This is a genomic window from Paenibacillus sp. NN59 (genome assembly GCF_057597225.1).
This window is the reverse complement of the sequence record NZ_CP199678.1, coordinates 3052893-3070798: the sequence shown is the minus strand read 5'-3', so window position 1 is coordinate 3070798 and position 17906 is coordinate 3052893. Positions and strand designations below refer to the sequence as shown.

Below are 17906 nucleotides of genomic sequence, written 5' to 3'. Positions count from 1 at the left end.
GAATGGCAATTTCGAGTCAGAGGTCAAGCTAGTCCACTTTCGCTCCATAGGAGCGTGCAATCAGAACGGCCTGTTCGCGATCCATTCGCACCCCTTTCAGATCTAGAGATTTCAGATCAATGCCATCCAAAATGGCCCCCCGCAAATCCGCACCCTGTAGCTTCACCTTACTCATGGATACTCTCGTGAGGTCACAATCACGCAAATCCGCTTTGCTTAAATCGGATTCAGCTAGATCCGCTTCAAAAAAACGAATCCCTCGCAAATCCTGTCTCCCAAGTCGCGTATATCTCAGATTGGTATAAGACCAATCTCCTTTGACAAGTGTAATGCCGTCCATCTGGGCACCGGAAAAATCCGATCCCGTCATCTTGCAAGCTGTAAATTTGGAAGCAAACAGGTTGGCACCCCCAAACAGGCAATTCTCAAATGCAGACTCCGTATGTATGGAACCATTCATGGATGCCCCTTTGAAATCACACTCAATAAAACGGCAATGGCTTGTTTCGACTTCTTCCATGGAGGCATTCATGAACGTGCAATGCTTGAACACACAGCTAATTAGCTCGCCGTAACGCAAATCCCGTCCCTCAAAATGAACGCCCTCATATTCCTGATCCTTATATTGATACATGGATTACACCTCATTTGGTATCGTGTTAACGTCGTAGTCATTTTAAATAACAACTCATTCTACTATACCATATGAGATCACTTCATTCAGTGAAGTGCTTTCGACATTCGATACATGGATACAGCAGGTTTACTGATCACTCCCACTTTGTTGTACCCCAGACGTTCATAGAGCTTGATGGCACCTGCATTCTCCTGTTTGACGGTTAAGGAAGACTTTGCAAACCCTTGCAGAAGCGCCTGTTTCTCCGCATGACGGATCAATTCTGTCCCGATCCCAAGCCCCCTGCTTTCTGGTAGAGCGGCAATGATTCCGATGTGGTATTCATCGTTCTCTGCCTCTTTTAACGTTACCATCGTATAAAACTCCTTCCAGTTACGCAGGTTGTATCCGATCAGCTTCCATTTGTGTATGTCAAACAGCTGTGAGAACGTCGGCCATGCCAGCTTATTCATCAGTGTCGTTGGATAACACATGATCATGCCGAGTGTTTTCCCCTCCCGAACCGCTTCGTAAGCGTACTCGTGACTAAACCGATTATTTCGGGACTTCCAAAGCTTCTGGAAGGTCTTATCTATAACTGCGGGCTCCCTGGAACCCGCCAATGAATATTTCATGTAATCAAGCGCCATCTCCGTTAGTTTTCCTCCGACGGCGGTTTGCGGATTTGCTTTTTGAATAGATATTTGGCTCATGGTGATCACTCCTCATGTATGCTTAGTAAGCTCTCGTCTCTTCGATCTTAAGATTTGGACGGATATGCTTCGGATGTCATGCCATCTACAAAAACGTTCACCGCTTGAATGGATATCCCAGTAAGATGTTCTACCTGGTCAATGACCTTTTGCTGTAACTCTCTGCAAACCTCGTGTACTTTACTACCGTAATGAACGATGATTTTCACGTTAATCTCCACGCTATTGTCTACTCTGCGAATGACAATGCCGTTATGCCCGCTACGACCGCTCCATATTTTGCTAATACTCTCAACCAATCCAGCCGACATGGAAGAAATTTCGCGGGTAGCACCTGTTATTTTACCGACCATTTTGGAGATGACTTCATCGGATATTTGGATCTGACCTAACGTTTGTTGATTCATCATATGAATCGCCTCCATTTTTTTGATAGTAAATACTATCATTTAACTAAAATATATATCATTCAACAACTGAATTCAACTATTTCTCCATAAAGCAAAAAAAACCGCATCAATTGCGGTTTTTTTTGCTTCTCTATATTAGGTGTTCATTCTATAAAAAGATTCGCCGAAAGGCTAACTCTCGAATTCATTCTGCATTTGATGAGCTACAGGTACTCGTTAAACCAGGCATTCACCTGTTCGAAGCTATCGACTCGAAGAGAAGGTTTGCCACTTTTGAGCAGTGAATGGTTGGAACCCGGGTAACGAATGAGCTTGGTTGTTTTTCCATAACGCTTCAATGTCGTGTACAATTCCTCCGCCTGAGCTACCGGTGTTCGGTAATCCTGTTCCCCGTGCATGATAAGCAACGGAGTTTCGATGTTGTGCGCATGAGCAAGCGGCGATCGAGACCAGAGGTATGCAGCATTCTCCGCAGGATTACCCCCAATAACACCCTCCACGTAAGAAATCCCGATGTCGCTTGTGCCGTACATGGATAACCAGTTGGAGATACAGCGTTGTGTCACAGCTGCTTTGAAACGGTTTGAGTGAGCGACAATCCAGTTGGTCATGACCCCGCCATAACTACCGCCGGCAACACCCAAACGAGATACATCCAGCATTGAATTCGTTGCCAGTGCGTCATCCACAGCTTCCATCAGATCCCGATAATCACCGCCAGCGAAGTCTCCGCGACAAGCTCTGGCGAACTCCTGGCCATAACCTATGCTACCTCTAGGATTAACCCATAATACAGCATAACCTTCTGCGAGAAGTGTCTGCATCTCATGACTGAATGCTCCAGTATACATCGCGTGAGGTCCACCATGAATCTGTAAAATCAAAGGTAACTTACGATCAGATTGCAGTTCATCTTCAATCTGAATTCCGGACGATGGGGTCGTTGCACCCGTAGCTTCAGTCCAATCTGCATCTTTCGTTAAATCAGGCATCGCTAGCCAGCCTTGAATCCGCCAACCGTCCGATGAGGTGAATTCCACTCTTGCCGGTACGTTAACCATTCGTTGCCCCATAAATTCATCATTACGATGAGTGAGTCTGACCATTTTACCGCTTTTCATGCCGACAGTGTACAACTCTCCTGGATGCTTATCCGTGAGTGCAGCTACAACCAAAGTCTCTTCATCTGCAGAGATCGTATACTGATAAACATCTTTTTCTCCTGCTGTTGTGATCATTTCGCAGTTGCCATCGGACTGAATTCGGTATACATCGACATTACCGTGATGTGTGCCTAGTACATATACTCCCGGTTGAGAAGATGAACGACTAATGATTGGCGAAGGAGAGGCGCTTGCCGACTTCATATCCCCCAGTGCAGCATTACCTATGTGCATATCTAGCTCAGGTGCGAATAGCCTGGGTATCCCCCGATTCACGGGAAGTGTAAACAGTTGATGATGACTTCCACTTCCGTATTTACGATCGCTTGCAATCAGAATCAGTTGTTTTCCATCGGCTGTAAAAGAAAATTGGGTGATCTGGAGACTGGAATCCGTAACTTTGAAAGGTTCTTCAACTTTTCCTGAGCTTGCTTCAATGCTGGTCATGTACACGTCCGTATGATGAAGCAAATCCGGATCTGATCCTGCTTCTTCTACTTGTTTGGAGATAAAGGCAAGTTTCAGGCTGTCCGGTGACCAGACGGGGGTAGTGATGTTCCATACCCCGGAGGTTATCTGCTTGATAAGTCCACTCTTGATCTCGTAAAGAAACAAATGGCTGTACTGACCATCCCACCAACCTGATCCCTCAGCTTTCGGCGTAGTGCGCTCGTAGACTTTTCCCCGCAATGTCGCTTCTGGTTGCCGGGTTGCTTCATCGTTAGCGTCTTTCGCCAACTCATCGGTTGATAATTGAGCTGAACTCATCTGAGCTTTACTCGTAAACGCAATATACTTCCCATCGGGAGACCAGACGTAACTCATGATTTTACGTTCAGGAGATATGAGCATGGACGGTTCTGTACATTCCGTATGAACAGACCAAAGTCCTTTTCCAGCCTGAGTCGATCGAATAAACGTCAACTTGTTGCCGTCTGGTGACCATGCAGGAGAGGAATCCTTCGTTCCATCCGTCAGCGCTACATCTTCTGTCCCATCCAGCGAAATTCCCCGAATTTGTGTGTTATATTCGTTCTTCGCCCGATCAATCGTTTGTTCAACGTAGGCTACTTGTCCATTTGCACTGATCACCGGCTGACTGATCCAGCGGTAGTGATAGAGATCCTCCGGCGTAATCTGGCTTTTTTTCATATCCATAACTCCCTTCCGTTATGATTTCTGAGCTGACTCTGTTCGAGGATCAAGCACATCCCGCAACCAATCGCCGAGAAAAATAACACCCAGCACAGTAAACGTAATAGCTAGTCCCGGAAATGTAGCAACCCACCAGCTCGTGGCTACATACTGCCGTCCGTCACTTAACATGCCACCCCACGATACATCCGGTGGTTTTATTCCAAGTCCCAGAAAACTCAGCGACGCTTCCATGATGATTGTTGTGCCTACATTCATGCCGCAGATGACAATAAACGACGACAATACGTTAGGCAAAATATGCTTGATAATCAGCCGTCCATTTTTGGCACCAATCGATCTGGCGGCAAATACAAAATCCCGCTCTTTCATACTAAGCACTTCACTACGAACTACACGGGTGAATGGCACCCAGTTGGTTACACCGATAACAAAGATCAACGTGGTCATACCTGGACCCACAATAGCCATCACTACTAACATGAACAGAATCGTTGGTATCGCCATGAATGCATCACCCACACGCATAATAATGGCATCCAGCCACTTTCCATAGAATCCGGATATCAGACCCAGAACGGCTCCGATTATTCCGGAAACAATGACGGCGCCCATACCTACAATTAAAGACACGCGTGCGCCATATACAATACGGCTCCACATATCTCTGCCCAGATTGTCGGTTCCCAGCCAGTATTCGGCCTTTCCGCCTTCGAGCCACGCAGGCGGTTTGAGACGGTTCAGCGGGTTGACCGCTGACGGATCATGACTCGTTAGCAGAGGTGCGGCTATTGCAATCAGGACAACAACCAATACAAGCACTGCACCGATGAATCCGGTCTTGCTGATGATTAGCTGTTGCCAGATGGATCGAATTCCGGCAATCGTACGCGAACTTCTGTTGTCCGGTTCGGTAACCAGAACATTTGTTTCATCGTTGTCTCTCATAGATCGCACCCCCTTCTAGTCATATTTGATACGTGGATCCAGCAGTCTGTAGGACACATCCGTGAGAATATTAACAACCACTACAATGAATGCAATCACAAACACGGCTGCTTGCACAATCGCCATATCATGTGTATTTACGGCCACTACTAACAGTTGACCCAAGCCTGGCCAGGAAAATACGGTTTCTGTAATCAAAGTACCTCCGATCAGACTGGTAAACTGCAGACTCATAATGGTCACAACCGGAATTAAACCGTTACGGAACGCATGCTTCGCGATCACTGTCATGCGTCCCAGTCCTTTACTGCGTGCCGTGCGAATGTAATCTTGATTCAGAATCTCCAGCATGCTGGATCGGATTAGCCGTGTCATCTGTGCAGCAAGTCCCACCCCCAGCGTAAAAGCGGGCAGAATCAGATGGGATAAACCTCCGCGACCCGAAACCGGTAAAACGCCCAGCACAACGGAGAATAACAGAATGAGCATAATGCCCATCCAGAAGTTTGGCATCGCTTTGCCAATCACCGAAATACCTGAAATGAGAAGATCGGTAAATGTATTTCTTTTCACTGCCGAGATCACTCCCAGCGGAACAGCCATCAATACTGCAAATAACATGGCAGCCGCGGCAAGTTCAAAGCTTGCAGGCAATCGCTCTAACACAAGCTCAAGTGCAGGCTGACCGTAACGGAAGGATTGACCAAAATCTCCCTGAATGGCATTACCGAGAAATTTCATATACTGCGCGTATAAAGGCTGGTCGAGTCCCAGTGCCTGCGTCAACACAGCCCTGTCCTCTGCTGTAGCGGTCTCAGGCAACATCAGAGCCACAGGATCACCCGTGACCCGAACCAGAATAAAAACAATTAATGAGACAATAAACAGCACCGGAATGACCTGCAGTAAAGATTTGAATACGTATTTTCCCACTCCCGGCTCACCTCCTCTTTCCAAAAAAGAACGGCAGGAACTTGTTCATTCAGTCCCTGCCGTTCACGGCTTACTCATGCAATGACAGGTGGTATTAGCCTCTGTTACTTTGCAACAGGTGTAATCTCATCCGCATAGAACATCTCATCACTGCGTGGTGCAAAGTTCACTTTGTCATTTGTTCCATAGACGCCTTCCATCTGATACAAATATACGGCAGGGCGCTCTTCTGAGAAAATCTGTTGTACTTGCTGATATTCTTTCTCACGAGACTCAGGATTCATGTTTACAAGCGCAGATTGCAGCAACTTCTCCACTTCCGGATTGTTGTAGTCTGATTCCCCTTTGGCTTCTTCCACCATATAGCGGTTATAGTTGTTGGACGCGTCAAACAGGGAGTTACCGATTCCGATCATGAAAATTTCTTTAAATGATTTGGAGCTATAACGCTCGCTGAATGCACTCGGCTCAAGCACGTCCAGATTGATTTTGAATCCGGCCTGATCCAGCATGGCTGCAACAACCTCAGCTTGTTCCTTGTACTGAGAAGATACGGAGATAGTCATCTCGGCCGTGCCTTCAGCGTAGCCTGCCTCTTTCAGCAACTGCTTTGCTTTTTCTAAATCATACAATGATGTCTTATACAGTGACGGGTCAGCTCCGAAGTTTCCAGGTGTTACAGATGTACGTGTAACGATCCCTGCTCCCCCGGCAATGCTGTCTACGATCCCTTGTTTATCAATCGCCAGATCAATGGCTTCACGCACTTTTGGATCAGCTGTAATGCTGCCTTCCGTTTGACGGAAGATCAGTTGCAGAACACGCTGAATAGGTGCTTTCACAATTTTTTTGTCTGCTTCGCCTTCAATACGTGCAATATCTGTTGACGGGATGGATGACGCAACGTCAACTCCGCCAGCAAGTAATTCAGATACACGTGTGGAAGCCTCAGGGATGACACGGAATACCACTTCATTCCACTTCGGCTCACCGCCGAAATAGTTTTCATTTTTCACAAGCTCAATCCGGTCGTCTTTGGTCCATTTGCTGAACTTGTATGCGCCAGTACCCACCGGCTCTTTCAGGAACGTGTCCATGCCCTTGTCTGCAATATATTTGGAAGGCAGGATGCCAGCGCCCATTTTGGACAAGCGATTGAGCAACAATGGGTCTGGACCATCGGTAATGATGTCTACCGTATGCTCATCCACCGCTTTGACTTCAACGATGTTTTTGAAATAACTATTTTGCTTCAGCGTATTATCTTTAGCGACTCTCTCCAGCGTGTACTTCACATCAGCGGAAGTGAACGGGTCGCCATTGTGGAACGTTACACCTTCACGCAGCTTGAATCTCCACGTTGTATCTTTCACTTGCTCCCATGAAGCAGCGAGCGCAGGAACTTTTTTCTGCTGACTGTCGTTTTTGATCAAATAATCAAATACGTTCACAAGCACAGCTTCACTCGCGGTATTGTTATTGTTGTGTGGATCAAAGCTTTCGATATCCGTTGCCGCCGCAATTGTTAACGTGCTACTGGCAGCAGCACTTTCGCTTCCGCTTCCTTCAGAGGTTGCATTGTTCGTCGTACCTTTACTGCCCCCACCACAAGCACTTAACACCATCACGATTGCCAGCAAAGTAATCCACAAGCCTGTCCATTGTCTCTTTTTCATTGTGATTCTTCCCCCTTGGAAGTTGTATTCCTTGCCAAAAATTCAAATGCAATTGCTGACAACAAGCCTACGCCGTAAGGCATGACCGTTTCGTCAAGATCAAATCTCGGATGATGAAGCGGATACCGTGTACGCTCCTCTTCATTTCCCGATCCTAACCGGAAAAACACACCAGGCACATGTTCGCAATAAAAAGCAAAGTCTTCCCCGCCTGTCGACGGTTTGATGTAACTCCACCCCTTCTGCGCATTCACCTCTTCACAGACTTCTGTGAGCAGATCAACCATGCCAAGGTCATTCACAACAACCGGATAACCGTCACCGTAGGTGACTTCACATTCCGCTCCGAATGAACTGCAGACACCGTTCACGACTTGTTTGATCAGAGATGGCATCCGTTCACGCACTGCAGGAGATAATGTGCGGACTGTGCCAATCATCTCGACTTCAGGCGCTATAGCAGTACCCATATAACCTCCGGTGATTTTACCAATCGTGACAACTACAGGTTCAAGCGGGTCAATCATACGGCTGGCGATGTTCTGTAGCGCAGTAATCACCTGAGCGGATACGGCGATCGCATCAATACCTTCATGCGGACGAGCCGCGTGACCTCCCTGACCCACAATCTTGATGACGAGCGGATCAGCCGAAGCAAAAGCAACTCCCCTGCTCACCCCAACTGTTCCCGTATCCTGACCAGGTGTCATATGCAAGCCAGCAATGGCATCCACCTTTGGATTCTCCAGCACGCCGTCCTGAATCATGGCTCTTGCACCGGCTAGTCCCTCTTCCGCAGGTTGAAAGATGAACTTAATGTTACCGGATTTCGGTCTGCCAAGCCCTGTGAGTAGTTCAGCAGCACCCATCAGAATCGATGTATGTGCGTCATGACCACAGAGGTGTGCCTTGCCTTTCACCGTTGAGCGATATTCCACTGATTTTTGATCTTCAATCGGCAATGCATCCATATCTGCTCGAAGTGCAAAGGTAGGGCCATCTGTTTCTCCGCGAAGCAGGCCAGTTACACCTGTCTTCCCAACATGACGAGTAACCTCAAGTCCAAGGCTCTCCAGATGCTCGGCCACAATGGCAGAGGTACGATGCTCCTCATAACCAATCTCCGGATGGCGATGCAGGTCTCTGCGCCAGGCACTTAACTTCGCTTGTAGCGGCTGAGCCAGTTGTATTAATTCAGATTGCTTCATTGGATCTCATTCCTTTCATGTTCCTCGGATTCTGACACCAAGCGCGCATAGATGGCATCAGCCGAGAATTCGATATGCCTTTTCATCGTATCCCGTGACCTCACGCTGTCTCTTGACTTCAGTGCTTCAAGAATTTTCATATGTACTTCGTAGTTTACGGAACGAATTCGGTCATCGTAGGGCATCAGATCGAGCGCCGGGTTAATCTTCGTTCGAATTTGTCTGACGGCTGTTTCACAGTATGGATTTCGTGATGCTTTGGCTATAGTCAGATGGAATTTCACATCCAGTGCCCTGAACCATTCCCGTGTACAATCCGGCTCGATACTTTGCTCCATATAGTTATACAGCTGTTCCAGTTCGCCTGCGGTGATCCGCTCAGCAGCCAGAAAAGCCGCCTCCGGCTCAATAATGGTCCGGTACTCAAACACCTTGAGCATCTGAGCCCAGCCTCGTTTGATCTCTTCTCTTGTCCGTTTATGCGAATTAGTCGTGAGTGGCAGAACAAAAGTTCCACCTTTGGCTCCAACTCTTTTTTCTATCAGTCCTTTATCTTCCAGTGCTGAGAGCGCTTCGCGAACCGTAATACGGCTTACATCAAACATCTCGGCTAAATCCCGTTCAGCGGGAAGCTGCTCCTCACTCATCAACTCTTTTAGAATAATGGCTTCTTCCAGTTGTTCCCGAATAAATTCACTAACCTTTTTAGTCGATACTTTTTCGAAATGAAAGGAGAATGGATTAGACATCTGATCACTCCGATCTGTATATGGTCTAGACCTTATACCATTAATATAATTCCGACTAAACTGATATGCAATACTTTTTTTGCTAAAATCCAACATTTATTTTAATCCCCCATATAGATCACTCTCTCCACATCGAAATTAAACTCTATCTATAAAGAAAAAAGACGCTCTGCACCGGTCAGAACCTCTCTGGATCAAATGGATGTTATACTTTTTTCTGAATGACGATATCCGACTCTTCGCTTAAAAATGCAGTGTCTCCCTTTTCTACAACTTTTTGTTTGCAAAAGGTTTAAAAGTCCTGGTTACAGCCAGTCGCTCGCTTCCTTCAAGGTAGAACTGATCCTCTGCTCTCCACGTATGACTTGCTTTGTTCTGCCTGCGCAGATACACATAGTTGTAAGGTGATGTTGCATACGTTTTGTACCCTCTCTTCCTGCATTGCCTTAGAAACGTAACATCTTCCCCCACCGAACGATCCGTAAATCGAATCCTTTTTAACACCTTTTTTCTGAATAACAGCGTGCCTCCCTGGATAAATTCCACAGGTTTATTGCTCTCGCCCGGTGACCTCATCAGCAATGTTCGGGAAGCTTCCAGATAAACCAGACAGGAGTGTTTACCCACAATATCACTGCCGGTTTGCCTGAGCGCACGTACCTGTTCTTCCAGATAATAAGGAGAGTAGTAATCATCATCATCCATTTTCGCAACGAGTGAAAAACGAGCTCTGGTGATGCCTGCATTTAGACACTGTCCTAGTGAGATACGTTCGGGTACTTGGTATACGTGGACATTCGCGTATTTCTGCACCTTTTTCCGAATTAAACGCATGTTCATGCTGTCGAGATTCAGAATGATAATCAATTCCTTGACCTTGTAACGCTGGCGAACATAATTCTGCAGGATGTTATCCAAAAATTGTGGACGGTTGGTGCAAACAACGATGGAAACTCCCATAGGTGTAAGATACCTAGACACAACATCCCCTCTTTCAGCTTATTTCCATTCATCCTATGTGTTTGATCCATATCAGGTATGGACGGCTCCCTCTATTATGGAAAAATAACAAAAAACCTCTGACCGGATAAACGGACAAAGGTTTAGGAATCTAATTATGTTAACAGAACAATCTATTGAAGCTTCTCCGTTAATTATTAAAGTATACTGCCTTGCCCGTGTGTGCCGACTCGTAAATAGCTTCCAAAATCTGCGATACCACTAGTGCCTGTTTCGGTGTAACTACGGGCTCCAAATCTTTATCGATCGCTTCAATCCATTTGCGCATCTCCACATCCGGTGCATTTTCGGACTGTCCTTCATAGAAGTCTACACCGCCAGAGCTGAGTTCAATTTCATTGGTATACAGGCGGCTGAACTTCTCGCCATTGATACGCAGTCCGTTTTTCATATCAGCACCTGCCTCGGTGCCGCTCAGACTGCATTTAGCTTCGTCCACATCAAGCGAGTTCAGCGCCCAGCTGGATTCCAGCATGATCGTTGCCCCGTTTTCCATGACAATCATACCAAAGGCGGAATCTTCCACCGAGAATTTCTGTGGGTCCCACGGTCCCCAAGCATTCGCTGCATTTTCTCTCTGGGAGAGCTCATGATGCGTAGTGCCAAGTACTACTTTTGGCTGATAATTGTCCATCATCCATAAGGTCAGATCCAGTGCATGTGTTCCAATGTCAATCAGCGGTCCACCGCCTTGTTTCTCTTCATCCAGAAACACACCCCAAGTCGGCACGGCTCTTCTTCGAATCGCATGGGCTTTGGCAAAATAGATCGAACCTAGCTCGCCCGCTTCACACAGTTGCTTTAAGTACATGCTGTCCTGACGGAAACGGTTGTTATAACCGATCGTCAATTTTTTACCTGTACGTTCGGCCGCTTCCAACATAAGCTGAGCTTCAGCCGCAGTCTTGGCCATCGGTTTCTCACACATCACATGTTTGCCAGCCTCCAGCGCTGCAATTGAAATCTCTGCGTGGGAGATGTTCGGGGTAAGCACATGCACAATATCGAGTGTCTCATCCTTCAACAGTTCCTGGTAATCCGTGTATATCTCGGCATCGGCAGAACCGTACTGTTTCTTCGCCTCTGCGGCACGCTCTTCCACAATATCACAGAAAGCAACCAGTTCAACGTTCTCCAGCTTGCTCAGACTTGGCAGATGTTTGCCGTTTGCGATCCCGCCACAGCCAATAATTCCAATGCGATATAATTTACTCATCATAAGTCACCCTCACTTTAGTATTGGTTGTTTCATTTTGCGAAAAGCCGACGGGGTCATCCCAAGGCGTTTTCGAAACACAGCATGTAAATAGTTGGCGTTGTTAAAGCCTGAGCCAACCGCAATCTGTTCAATAGACACGTTGCTTTCCTGTAAATTACGGCACACCGCTCGCAGGCGAATGTCCTCCAGCACTCGGCTGAACGGCATATCAGGCTTTACCTGATAAAAAATGCGTTGCAACTGGCGGCTGCTGATGTGCAGCTTCTCGGCGACATGCTCCAGCGTCACCACAGAAGCGTGATTAGCTTCCATGTACTGTACAGCATAATCGTATCGATACACTGTCATATCCCGTACAGGAGCTTCAGCTCGAATTCCGCCCGTATCGTAAGCGCGAACTGTTTTTAACAAAATGCTAACAACCAGCTGCTTAATCGAAGTATAATATCCGACCATCTTGTGGTCACATGCTTCATACGCTTCGAGAAAACAGAGCATTGCACGGTGATAATCCTGAACCGGTTTATGCGGAAGTGTCTCTAGTTTTTCAATGGTCTCTTCTGATTCCGCAACTTCCCATGGATCGACATGCTCTCGTGGTTTATGCACGATATCTACATGAAGACACAACTCATCCATATCCTGCTCGGCGTCGGCTTCCTGATAATGAACAACCCCAGGTCCGGTCAGATACAATAACCCTTCCGATAATGCATGGGACTGATCATCAATAATAACTCTGCCTTTCCCTCTAGGAATGAAATGGAACTCATACTCCGCATGGTTATGAAAATCGACAATCCGCCCCGCTGGAAATGTCGTCAGATGAAATCGCAGCACACGAATCTCGTAATGCCCCCATACCACGGTAATATCAAGCCGCTCCAGGAGATCCTGCCGATCCAGCATTTTCTCATACGGATACAGACTCAAGATGCCTTCCTCCTTAACGCCTTACAGGAGTAATTTATATAAGTTGAACTAACAGATTTTACACAGTCCACTCCGATGACAGGATAACCTTCCAATCGCTGTTATCCCCAGATTTTTTTGATTCCCTTTTATAAAGGGAAAAATCCGGTGATAAAGGCGACCGCTTCGCTTTTTCAGCTTTTTCCTGTCCTCTCCGTTAACGTGTAAATGAATCATTCAACTTATATAATCCAATCTATCCTGTCTAGCTTGATATCTAACTTTGCAACTCAGTCAGCGCAACTCGTCTACCTTCCTTCGCTGAGCGATTCGCCGCTTCCATCAACCGGGTCAATTCCATCGCCATGTTGATGTTTGCGCTGTCCTCGGTATCATTTTGAATGTGTCCTACCCATTGATTGAATGCGCTTTCTACATTTTCAGCAACAGGAAGTTCGGTCCAATCCGTATACTGACCTTCCGCTACTTTCGTGCGAATCAACAATGTGGAATCCGGCGTTCCATATAACATTGTACCCTCTGTGCCATGTACTTCAATGGTAAAAGGCGAGTGACTGTTCACAAATCCCGCTTCCACTACCCCAATAGCTCCTGTTGATGTAGAGAGTGTTGCCACTGCATTATCCTCAACTTCTTTGCCTGTAATATAACCAAAGTGTGCGCTCACATCGGTAATTGGCTGATTTAGAAACAATCTCGTTAAATACATCGGGTGACAGCCCAGATCAATCAGAGCTCCGCCTTGACAGTCATGCAGATCATAGAAGTGCTGAGGCAGCCAATCTGTGATCGCTCCATCATGGGATAATCGTGCCCTCACGTATGTAACTTGACCGAGTAATCCGCGCTCAAGCACGTCTTGAATGGTCAGCGTATATCCAGCATATAGACGAGGAAGAGAAACGGTCATTTTGACTCCGTTTGCCTGAATCTCTCTCAGAATAACACTAGACTCCACTTGCGTAGCGGCAATGACTTTTTCGGTAAAAATATGTTTACCCGCCTTGGCTGCAGCCGTAATCACCTCTTCATGGAGACGTGTAGGCGCATCTACAATTACCGCATCAATGTCATCTTGTGCCAGCATATCCGCAAGCGATGCATAAAAGGGCACGTTCAAGCGGTCAGCGGCTTCCTGCCCACGCTTCGGGTCTTCGTCCCACACGGCGGCGATTACTGTATCCTCGTGTTCCTGGGCTTGCTTGATGTAATCCCATGCATGTACATGCCACAAACTGATTTTTCCAATTCGAATGGTCACGGATGTCTTCCCTCCATAGTATATAATATTCTGACAACGTATCTATAAGGTATCACATGATTTATTTATTTTTAATCGAAACTCACGACAATTCATATATAAAATTACGACATTTAATATTATTAAACTATCACAGTTGCACTTTCCCTCATTCTCCTAAAATATGAAAAAGCCGCTCACAGGCGGCTTCTCATCCAACAGTTAACGCTTTAAGCTCTAAAGCCTAAACTTCAGCTGACTCTGTTGATTCGTTCGGTATCACAATAGCTCGTAACCATGCGTAACAATTTTATATCCCGCTACCGTCCGATGATTATTTTCAAGCGCACCCTTCACCCGCTCCAGCACATCACTCTCATATGTGGAGACACACTCGAAGCCAGTCTGTACATGCAAATCAGCCGGATCAGCACTCAAATTGAACCAACGTGCAATCACATCTCCTGTTTCTTCTGCAATCTTCAAAGCGGAAAATGCCAGCGTCGAATTCTCGGCTTGCCAGTCCAGCCACTGTTTGCTCAGTGCTAATTTCCGTTGGCCACCTTTCATTCCATGTACAGGCTGCGCTTCTTTTTCATACGTATGAGCCAGTTCCCCAAGCTGCACCGTCGTCCACGGGATAGGATACGTGTATGCACTTGCACAAGCACCTGATTTCGCCGCATCGCCTGCAAATGGAATAATAGCATACTCCACCGCCTGAGGTCCCAGACATTGAGCCTCCGGTGTGTCGAATACACCCCAATCTCCCAATTCGGATGAAGCGCGGAGCAGCGTAACCGCAATCGTACTTCCTGCATTCTCCTGTAAAATCTCATATTCATTGAGCCCTTTGTTCGCAACCATCAGCCCGGTGCTCCCATCCGTCACATGAACAAATGCTTGCTGATGCTGTGCATTGCTCGGATTCACCCACTCCTTCGCCGGAATGTTTGGCCGTTTGGCGACTTCAAAGATGGAATCAGCATAATGATGGTCCGTGACCAGACCGGACGGGAAAAGCGCGCGTAGACGATGATCTTTGGCCTGATTGTTAAATTCGGTCTTTACCTTGACCATATTACTGCCTGCTTCCAGTGTATATGTTGTTGTGATGTTAAGAGGAACGGTATCCTGAACACGCTGAGCCTTACGCTCCGTGAACGGAACCATGTAACGTTTCTCCCGCTCAAACAGCTCATCTGCCCCAGCCGGAATGTTCCAACGCAGCACACTTTCCATTACGGCATGATAAGGGGAATGCTCCACAAGACGTAGCTCCGCCTTGAGTTGTTTAGTGGATAACGCTTGTTCGCCTTCAGGCTGACGGTACACATATTCGTTGCCGATATCCCCGGTATTTTCGTAGACGTTCAGTCCGTGATATTCTGTTCCCGAGCGTTTATCGAGCAAAGTGATCGCGCCATTCTGCTCCACACGCACTCGCAGATATTCGTTTTCCATCATGTTCGCTTCAATCTCAACGTTAACTTCAACGCCAGCCACCTGTCTTTCTTCCTTTTCACCGACTGGAACCAGACCATACGTCTGATAACCCAGTGCAGGAACATTCTTCGCCTGGAAAGTCACCTTAACCTTACGTGCCATATATGGCTGACGGAAGCGATCTTTCGGAAGCTCGTAACCGAAATGAACACCTAGATCAAGGATTTCGGCTACGTATATATTGCCTTCAGCATCGATCACTTGATATGTCGGTAGCACGACTTCTTCCAATTTGCGCGCAAGAGCCTGTGGATTCGGACCTTCCGGGAAAAAGGATTTATCTACGATCAGTTCTTTCTCTATGATACCGCTCCGCATCCACCCAGCCGTATTAAACACGGTGAACAACACGGCATCCTCGGCCCAAGCTTCGATATTCTGTACGTCAATGCATTCCGCAATGGCTTGCGACGTCTGGGATACCAGCTTCTCGGCGAGTTGCCGGCTCTTGGCAAACCGGGTCACCATCTCCCGATGCACCTCATCTACACTACAGCCACAGATGCTGTCATGCGGATGATTCTGCATAAGCATCTTCCAGGCATGGGTAAGCAGATGATGCGGGTATTCCTTAACCCCGGCTACATGGGCCATGGCTGCCAGGGGTTCTGCTACTTTTTCCAATAACGTCTGACCTTGCTGGTTTAACTGTTTCAGATAGACACGTGCAGAGGCTGTATTCACCAGCGTTCCCCATCCATCCGTATGCTGACTGCGAAGCTCTCCTTCAATCGTTGCCAGATGATCAGGAACCTGCTGCGAGACTGCTGCGATATAGTCATCAAAATTGGAATGTACAAATTTCACTTCAGGGTACAACTCGGAAGCGGTACGAAGTGCCTCAGGTAGATCCGTCTGAATAGGCTGATGATCACAACCGTTCATGAAGAGTAGATGTGATGTTGATGCAAATTTCTCGGCTTCCTGCAGATTTTTGTCCCAGTACACTCGTGCTTTCTCCGGGTCTACAGGTACTTCCATCCCGTTACAATACCAATTGGCAAACAGAATACCGAGCACTTCCGAACCGTCCGGAGAACGCCAGATCATCTCTGAATAAGGAGATTCATAAGCTTCTGCATCCACAACAGCGTTGTTGAATCCGGTAGGTTTGACCCCGCGCCCAAAGATCGCATTCTGGATATCCGCCTGCTCTAAAATTTGCGGGGCTTGTCCCATATTGCCGAACGAATCCGGGAAATACCCGGTTTTGGAGATGATTCCAAAAGGTTTGGCGTCCCGGTGCCCAATGAGCAGATTGCGCAGGTTAGCCTCACTACTCGTCAGAAACTCATCCTGAAGCACGTACCACGGGCCAAATTGAATACGCCCCTCCCGAATGTAACGATCCAGCCGCTCTTGCTGGTCTGGTCGAACTTGTAAATAATCTTCCCGAATGATGGTCTGACCGTCGAGATGAAAGTACCGATATTCCGGGTCCCGGTCGAGTGTGTCCAGCAACTTGTCCATCAGTTCAACCAGTAACACATGATGATGCTCGTATGGCATATACCATTCCCGATCCCAATGCGTGTGTGAGATCAGATGCGCTGTTTTTTGATTCGTCGTATTCGTCATATGTGTCTCCTCCTATCCCTTTGTCGCTCCACCCATACTAAATCCTTTGGACATATAACGTTGGGAGAAAATATAGAGTACTACCGAAGGCATCGTGTATAACATCGAAAATGCGGCCAATCTGCCGTATTCCACCATGCCATGACTGCCGAAGAATTGATAAATCGTGACCGATGCCGGCAGTTTTTCCGGGGTTTGAAGCAAAATGTAAGGTACAAAAAAGTTGCCCCAGCTGCCTGAAAAAGTAAAGATCGCAATGGTTGCAATGCCTGGCAGCATCAGCGGAGCAACAATGCTTCGCAAGCCTCTCCAGACCGACGCACCATCAATCCAGGCCGATTCTTCCAGATCAATTGGAACAGAATCCATGAAGTTCTTCATCATCCAGATGCCGTATGGAAGAGATGAAGCCGTCAGGAACAGCATCGTAGCAATGATGGAGTTCTGCATTTTGAAGAACAGAAACATCTGGAACACTGGCACCATCACAGCCGTAATCGGCAAAGCCGTCATAAACAGAATGGATAATAAAAAGCTTTTCTTAAACCGCATCTCGTAGCGTGACAACGGATAGGCCGCCAGCACAGATACTGCGACAACAAGTGCCGCCTGTCCTCCTGACAGAATCAGACCTACCCCGAACGAGCGCAGGTTACTTTCATCCCCAAGTACATCCTTGAAATTTTGCAGTGTCCACGTTGCAGGCATCTTGATGCCTTGCTGCGCGTTCGGATCAAAGGATGCCAGAATAATCCAAAGTAGCGGCAATAAAAAACATAGACCGAGGAAAACCAGAATACCGTACTGGATTTTGCGTTGAATACCGTGTTTGACCATCA

15 protein-coding genes are annotated in these 17906 nt (G+C 47.1%); all 15 read right to left on the bottom strand.

The genetic code is table 11. The annotated features are described in order from the left end of the window. Positions 1 to 28: 28 nt before the first annotated feature. On the bottom strand, positions 29 to 634 hold the full coding sequence (locus ACT89M_RS13615; RefSeq protein WP_090915749.1) for a pentapeptide repeat-containing protein: 606 nt from the start codon (positions 632 to 634) through the stop codon (positions 29 to 31). Between the two features lie 86 nt (positions 635 to 720). Beyond that, on the bottom strand, positions 721 to 1329 hold the full coding sequence (locus ACT89M_RS13610; RefSeq protein WP_154889316.1) for a GNAT family N-acetyltransferase: 609 nt from the start codon (positions 1327 to 1329) through the stop codon (positions 721 to 723). Positions 1330 to 1376: 47 nt separating this feature from the next. Further along, positions 1377 to 1739: an Asp23/Gls24 family envelope stress response protein gene (locus ACT89M_RS13605; protein ID WP_186809671.1), complete on the bottom strand. Its 363-nt coding sequence runs from the start codon at positions 1737 to 1739 to the stop codon at positions 1377 to 1379. Between the two features lie 203 nt (positions 1740 to 1942). After that, complete coding sequence (locus ACT89M_RS13600) at positions 1943 to 4054, bottom strand: S9 family peptidase (protein WP_154889320.1); 2112 nt, start codon at positions 4052 to 4054, stop codon at positions 1943 to 1945. Between the two features lie 18 nt (positions 4055 to 4072). Beyond that, positions 4073 to 5005: an ABC transporter permease gene (locus tag ACT89M_RS13595; RefSeq protein WP_090915740.1), complete on the bottom strand. Its 933-nt coding sequence runs from the start codon at positions 5003 to 5005 to the stop codon at positions 4073 to 4075. A 15-nt stretch (positions 5006 to 5020) separates the two neighbouring features. Continuing rightward, positions 5021 to 5938, bottom strand: a complete 918-nt coding sequence (locus ACT89M_RS13590) for an ABC transporter permease (RefSeq protein ID WP_145412920.1) — start codon at positions 5936 to 5938, stop codon at positions 5021 to 5023. 104 nt (positions 5939 to 6042) lie between these two features. Then, positions 6043 to 7614, bottom strand: coding sequence for an ABC transporter substrate-binding protein (locus tag ACT89M_RS13585; RefSeq protein WP_308721863.1), 1572 nt, complete (start codon positions 7612 to 7614; stop codon positions 6043 to 6045). Next, positions 7611 to 8822, bottom strand: coding sequence for a M20 metallopeptidase family protein (locus ACT89M_RS13580; RefSeq protein ID WP_308721864.1), 1212 nt, complete (start codon positions 8820 to 8822; stop codon positions 7611 to 7613). The genes ACT89M_RS13585 and ACT89M_RS13580 overlap by 4 nt, the downstream gene beginning before the upstream one ends. Then, positions 8819 to 9571 (bottom strand): FadR/GntR family transcriptional regulator, encoded by a 753-nt coding sequence (locus ACT89M_RS13575; RefSeq protein ID WP_154889326.1) that lies wholly within the window; start codon positions 9569 to 9571, stop codon positions 8819 to 8821. Before ACT89M_RS13575 ends, ACT89M_RS13580 begins: the two co-directional genes overlap by 4 nt. A gap of 267 nt (positions 9572 to 9838) precedes the next feature. After that, positions 9839 to 10552, bottom strand: coding sequence for a glycosyltransferase family 2 protein (locus ACT89M_RS13570; RefSeq protein ID WP_261769279.1), 714 nt, complete (start codon positions 10550 to 10552; stop codon positions 9839 to 9841). A gap of 169 nt (positions 10553 to 10721) precedes the next feature. Beyond that, complete coding sequence (locus ACT89M_RS13565) at positions 10722 to 11807, bottom strand: Gfo/Idh/MocA family protein (protein ID WP_154889579.1); 1086 nt, start codon at positions 11805 to 11807, stop codon at positions 10722 to 10724. Between the two features lie 12 nt (positions 11808 to 11819). Next, the gene (locus ACT89M_RS13560; protein ID WP_261769280.1) at positions 11820 to 12743 is read right to left on the bottom strand and encodes an AraC family transcriptional regulator; all 924 of its coding nucleotides are present in this window, start codon (positions 12741 to 12743) and stop codon (positions 11820 to 11822) included. 256 nt (positions 12744 to 12999) lie between these two features. Continuing rightward, a complete protein-coding gene (locus ACT89M_RS13555) occupies positions 13000 to 14004 on the bottom strand; it encodes a Gfo/Idh/MocA family protein (protein WP_154889330.1) in 1005 nt (334 codons plus the stop codon). A gap of 258 nt (positions 14005 to 14262) precedes the next feature. Next, positions 14263 to 17067: an alpha-mannosidase gene (locus tag ACT89M_RS13550; protein ID WP_487345285.1), complete on the bottom strand. Its 2805-nt coding sequence runs from the start codon at positions 17065 to 17067 to the stop codon at positions 14263 to 14265. A 12-nt stretch (positions 17068 to 17079) separates the two neighbouring features. Then, positions 17080 to 17904, bottom strand: a complete 825-nt coding sequence (locus ACT89M_RS13545; RefSeq protein WP_123063799.1) for a carbohydrate ABC transporter permease — start codon at positions 17902 to 17904, stop codon at positions 17080 to 17082. Positions 17905 to 17906: the final 2 nt, after the last annotated feature.

Excerpts from the sequence above, each read along its gene's own strand:
- ACT89M_RS13610 (WP_154889316.1), bottom strand. The coding sequence starts at position 1,329 with ATGAGCCAAATATCTATTCAAAAAGCAAATCCGCAAACCGCCGTCGGA.
- ACT89M_RS13605 (WP_186809671.1), bottom strand. The coding sequence starts at position 1,739 with ATGATGAATCAACAAACGTTAGGTCAGATCCAAATATCCGATGAAGTC.
- ACT89M_RS13600 (WP_154889320.1), bottom strand. The coding sequence starts at position 4,054 with ATGAAAAAAAGCCAGATTACGCCGGAGGATCTCTATCACTACCGCTGG.
- ACT89M_RS13545 (WP_123063799.1), bottom strand. The coding sequence starts at position 17,904 with ATGGTCAAACACGGTATTCAACGCAAAATCCAGTACGGTATTCTGGTT.
- ACT89M_RS13575 (WP_154889326.1), bottom strand. The coding sequence starts at position 9,571 with ATGTCTAATCCATTCTCCTTTCATTTCGAAAAAGTATCGACTAAAAAG.
- ACT89M_RS13580 (WP_308721864.1), bottom strand. The coding sequence starts at position 8,822 with ATGAAGCAATCTGAATTAATACAACTGGCTCAGCCGCTACAAGCGAAG.
- ACT89M_RS13595 (WP_090915740.1), bottom strand. The coding sequence starts at position 5,005 with ATGAGAGACAACGATGAAACAAATGTTCTGGTTACCGAACCGGACAAC.
- ACT89M_RS13615 (WP_090915749.1), bottom strand. The coding sequence starts at position 634 with ATGTATCAATATAAGGATCAGGAATATGAGGGCGTTCATTTTGAGGGA.
- ACT89M_RS13550 (WP_487345285.1), bottom strand. The coding sequence starts at position 17,067 with ATGACGAATACGACGAATCAAAAAACAGCGCATCTGATCTCACACACG.
- ACT89M_RS13565 (WP_154889579.1), bottom strand. The coding sequence starts at position 11,807 with ATGAGTAAATTATATCGCATTGGAATTATTGGCTGTGGCGGGATCGCA.
- ACT89M_RS13585 (WP_308721863.1), bottom strand. The coding sequence starts at position 7,614 with ATGAAAAAGAGACAATGGACAGGCTTGTGGATTACTTTGCTGGCAATC.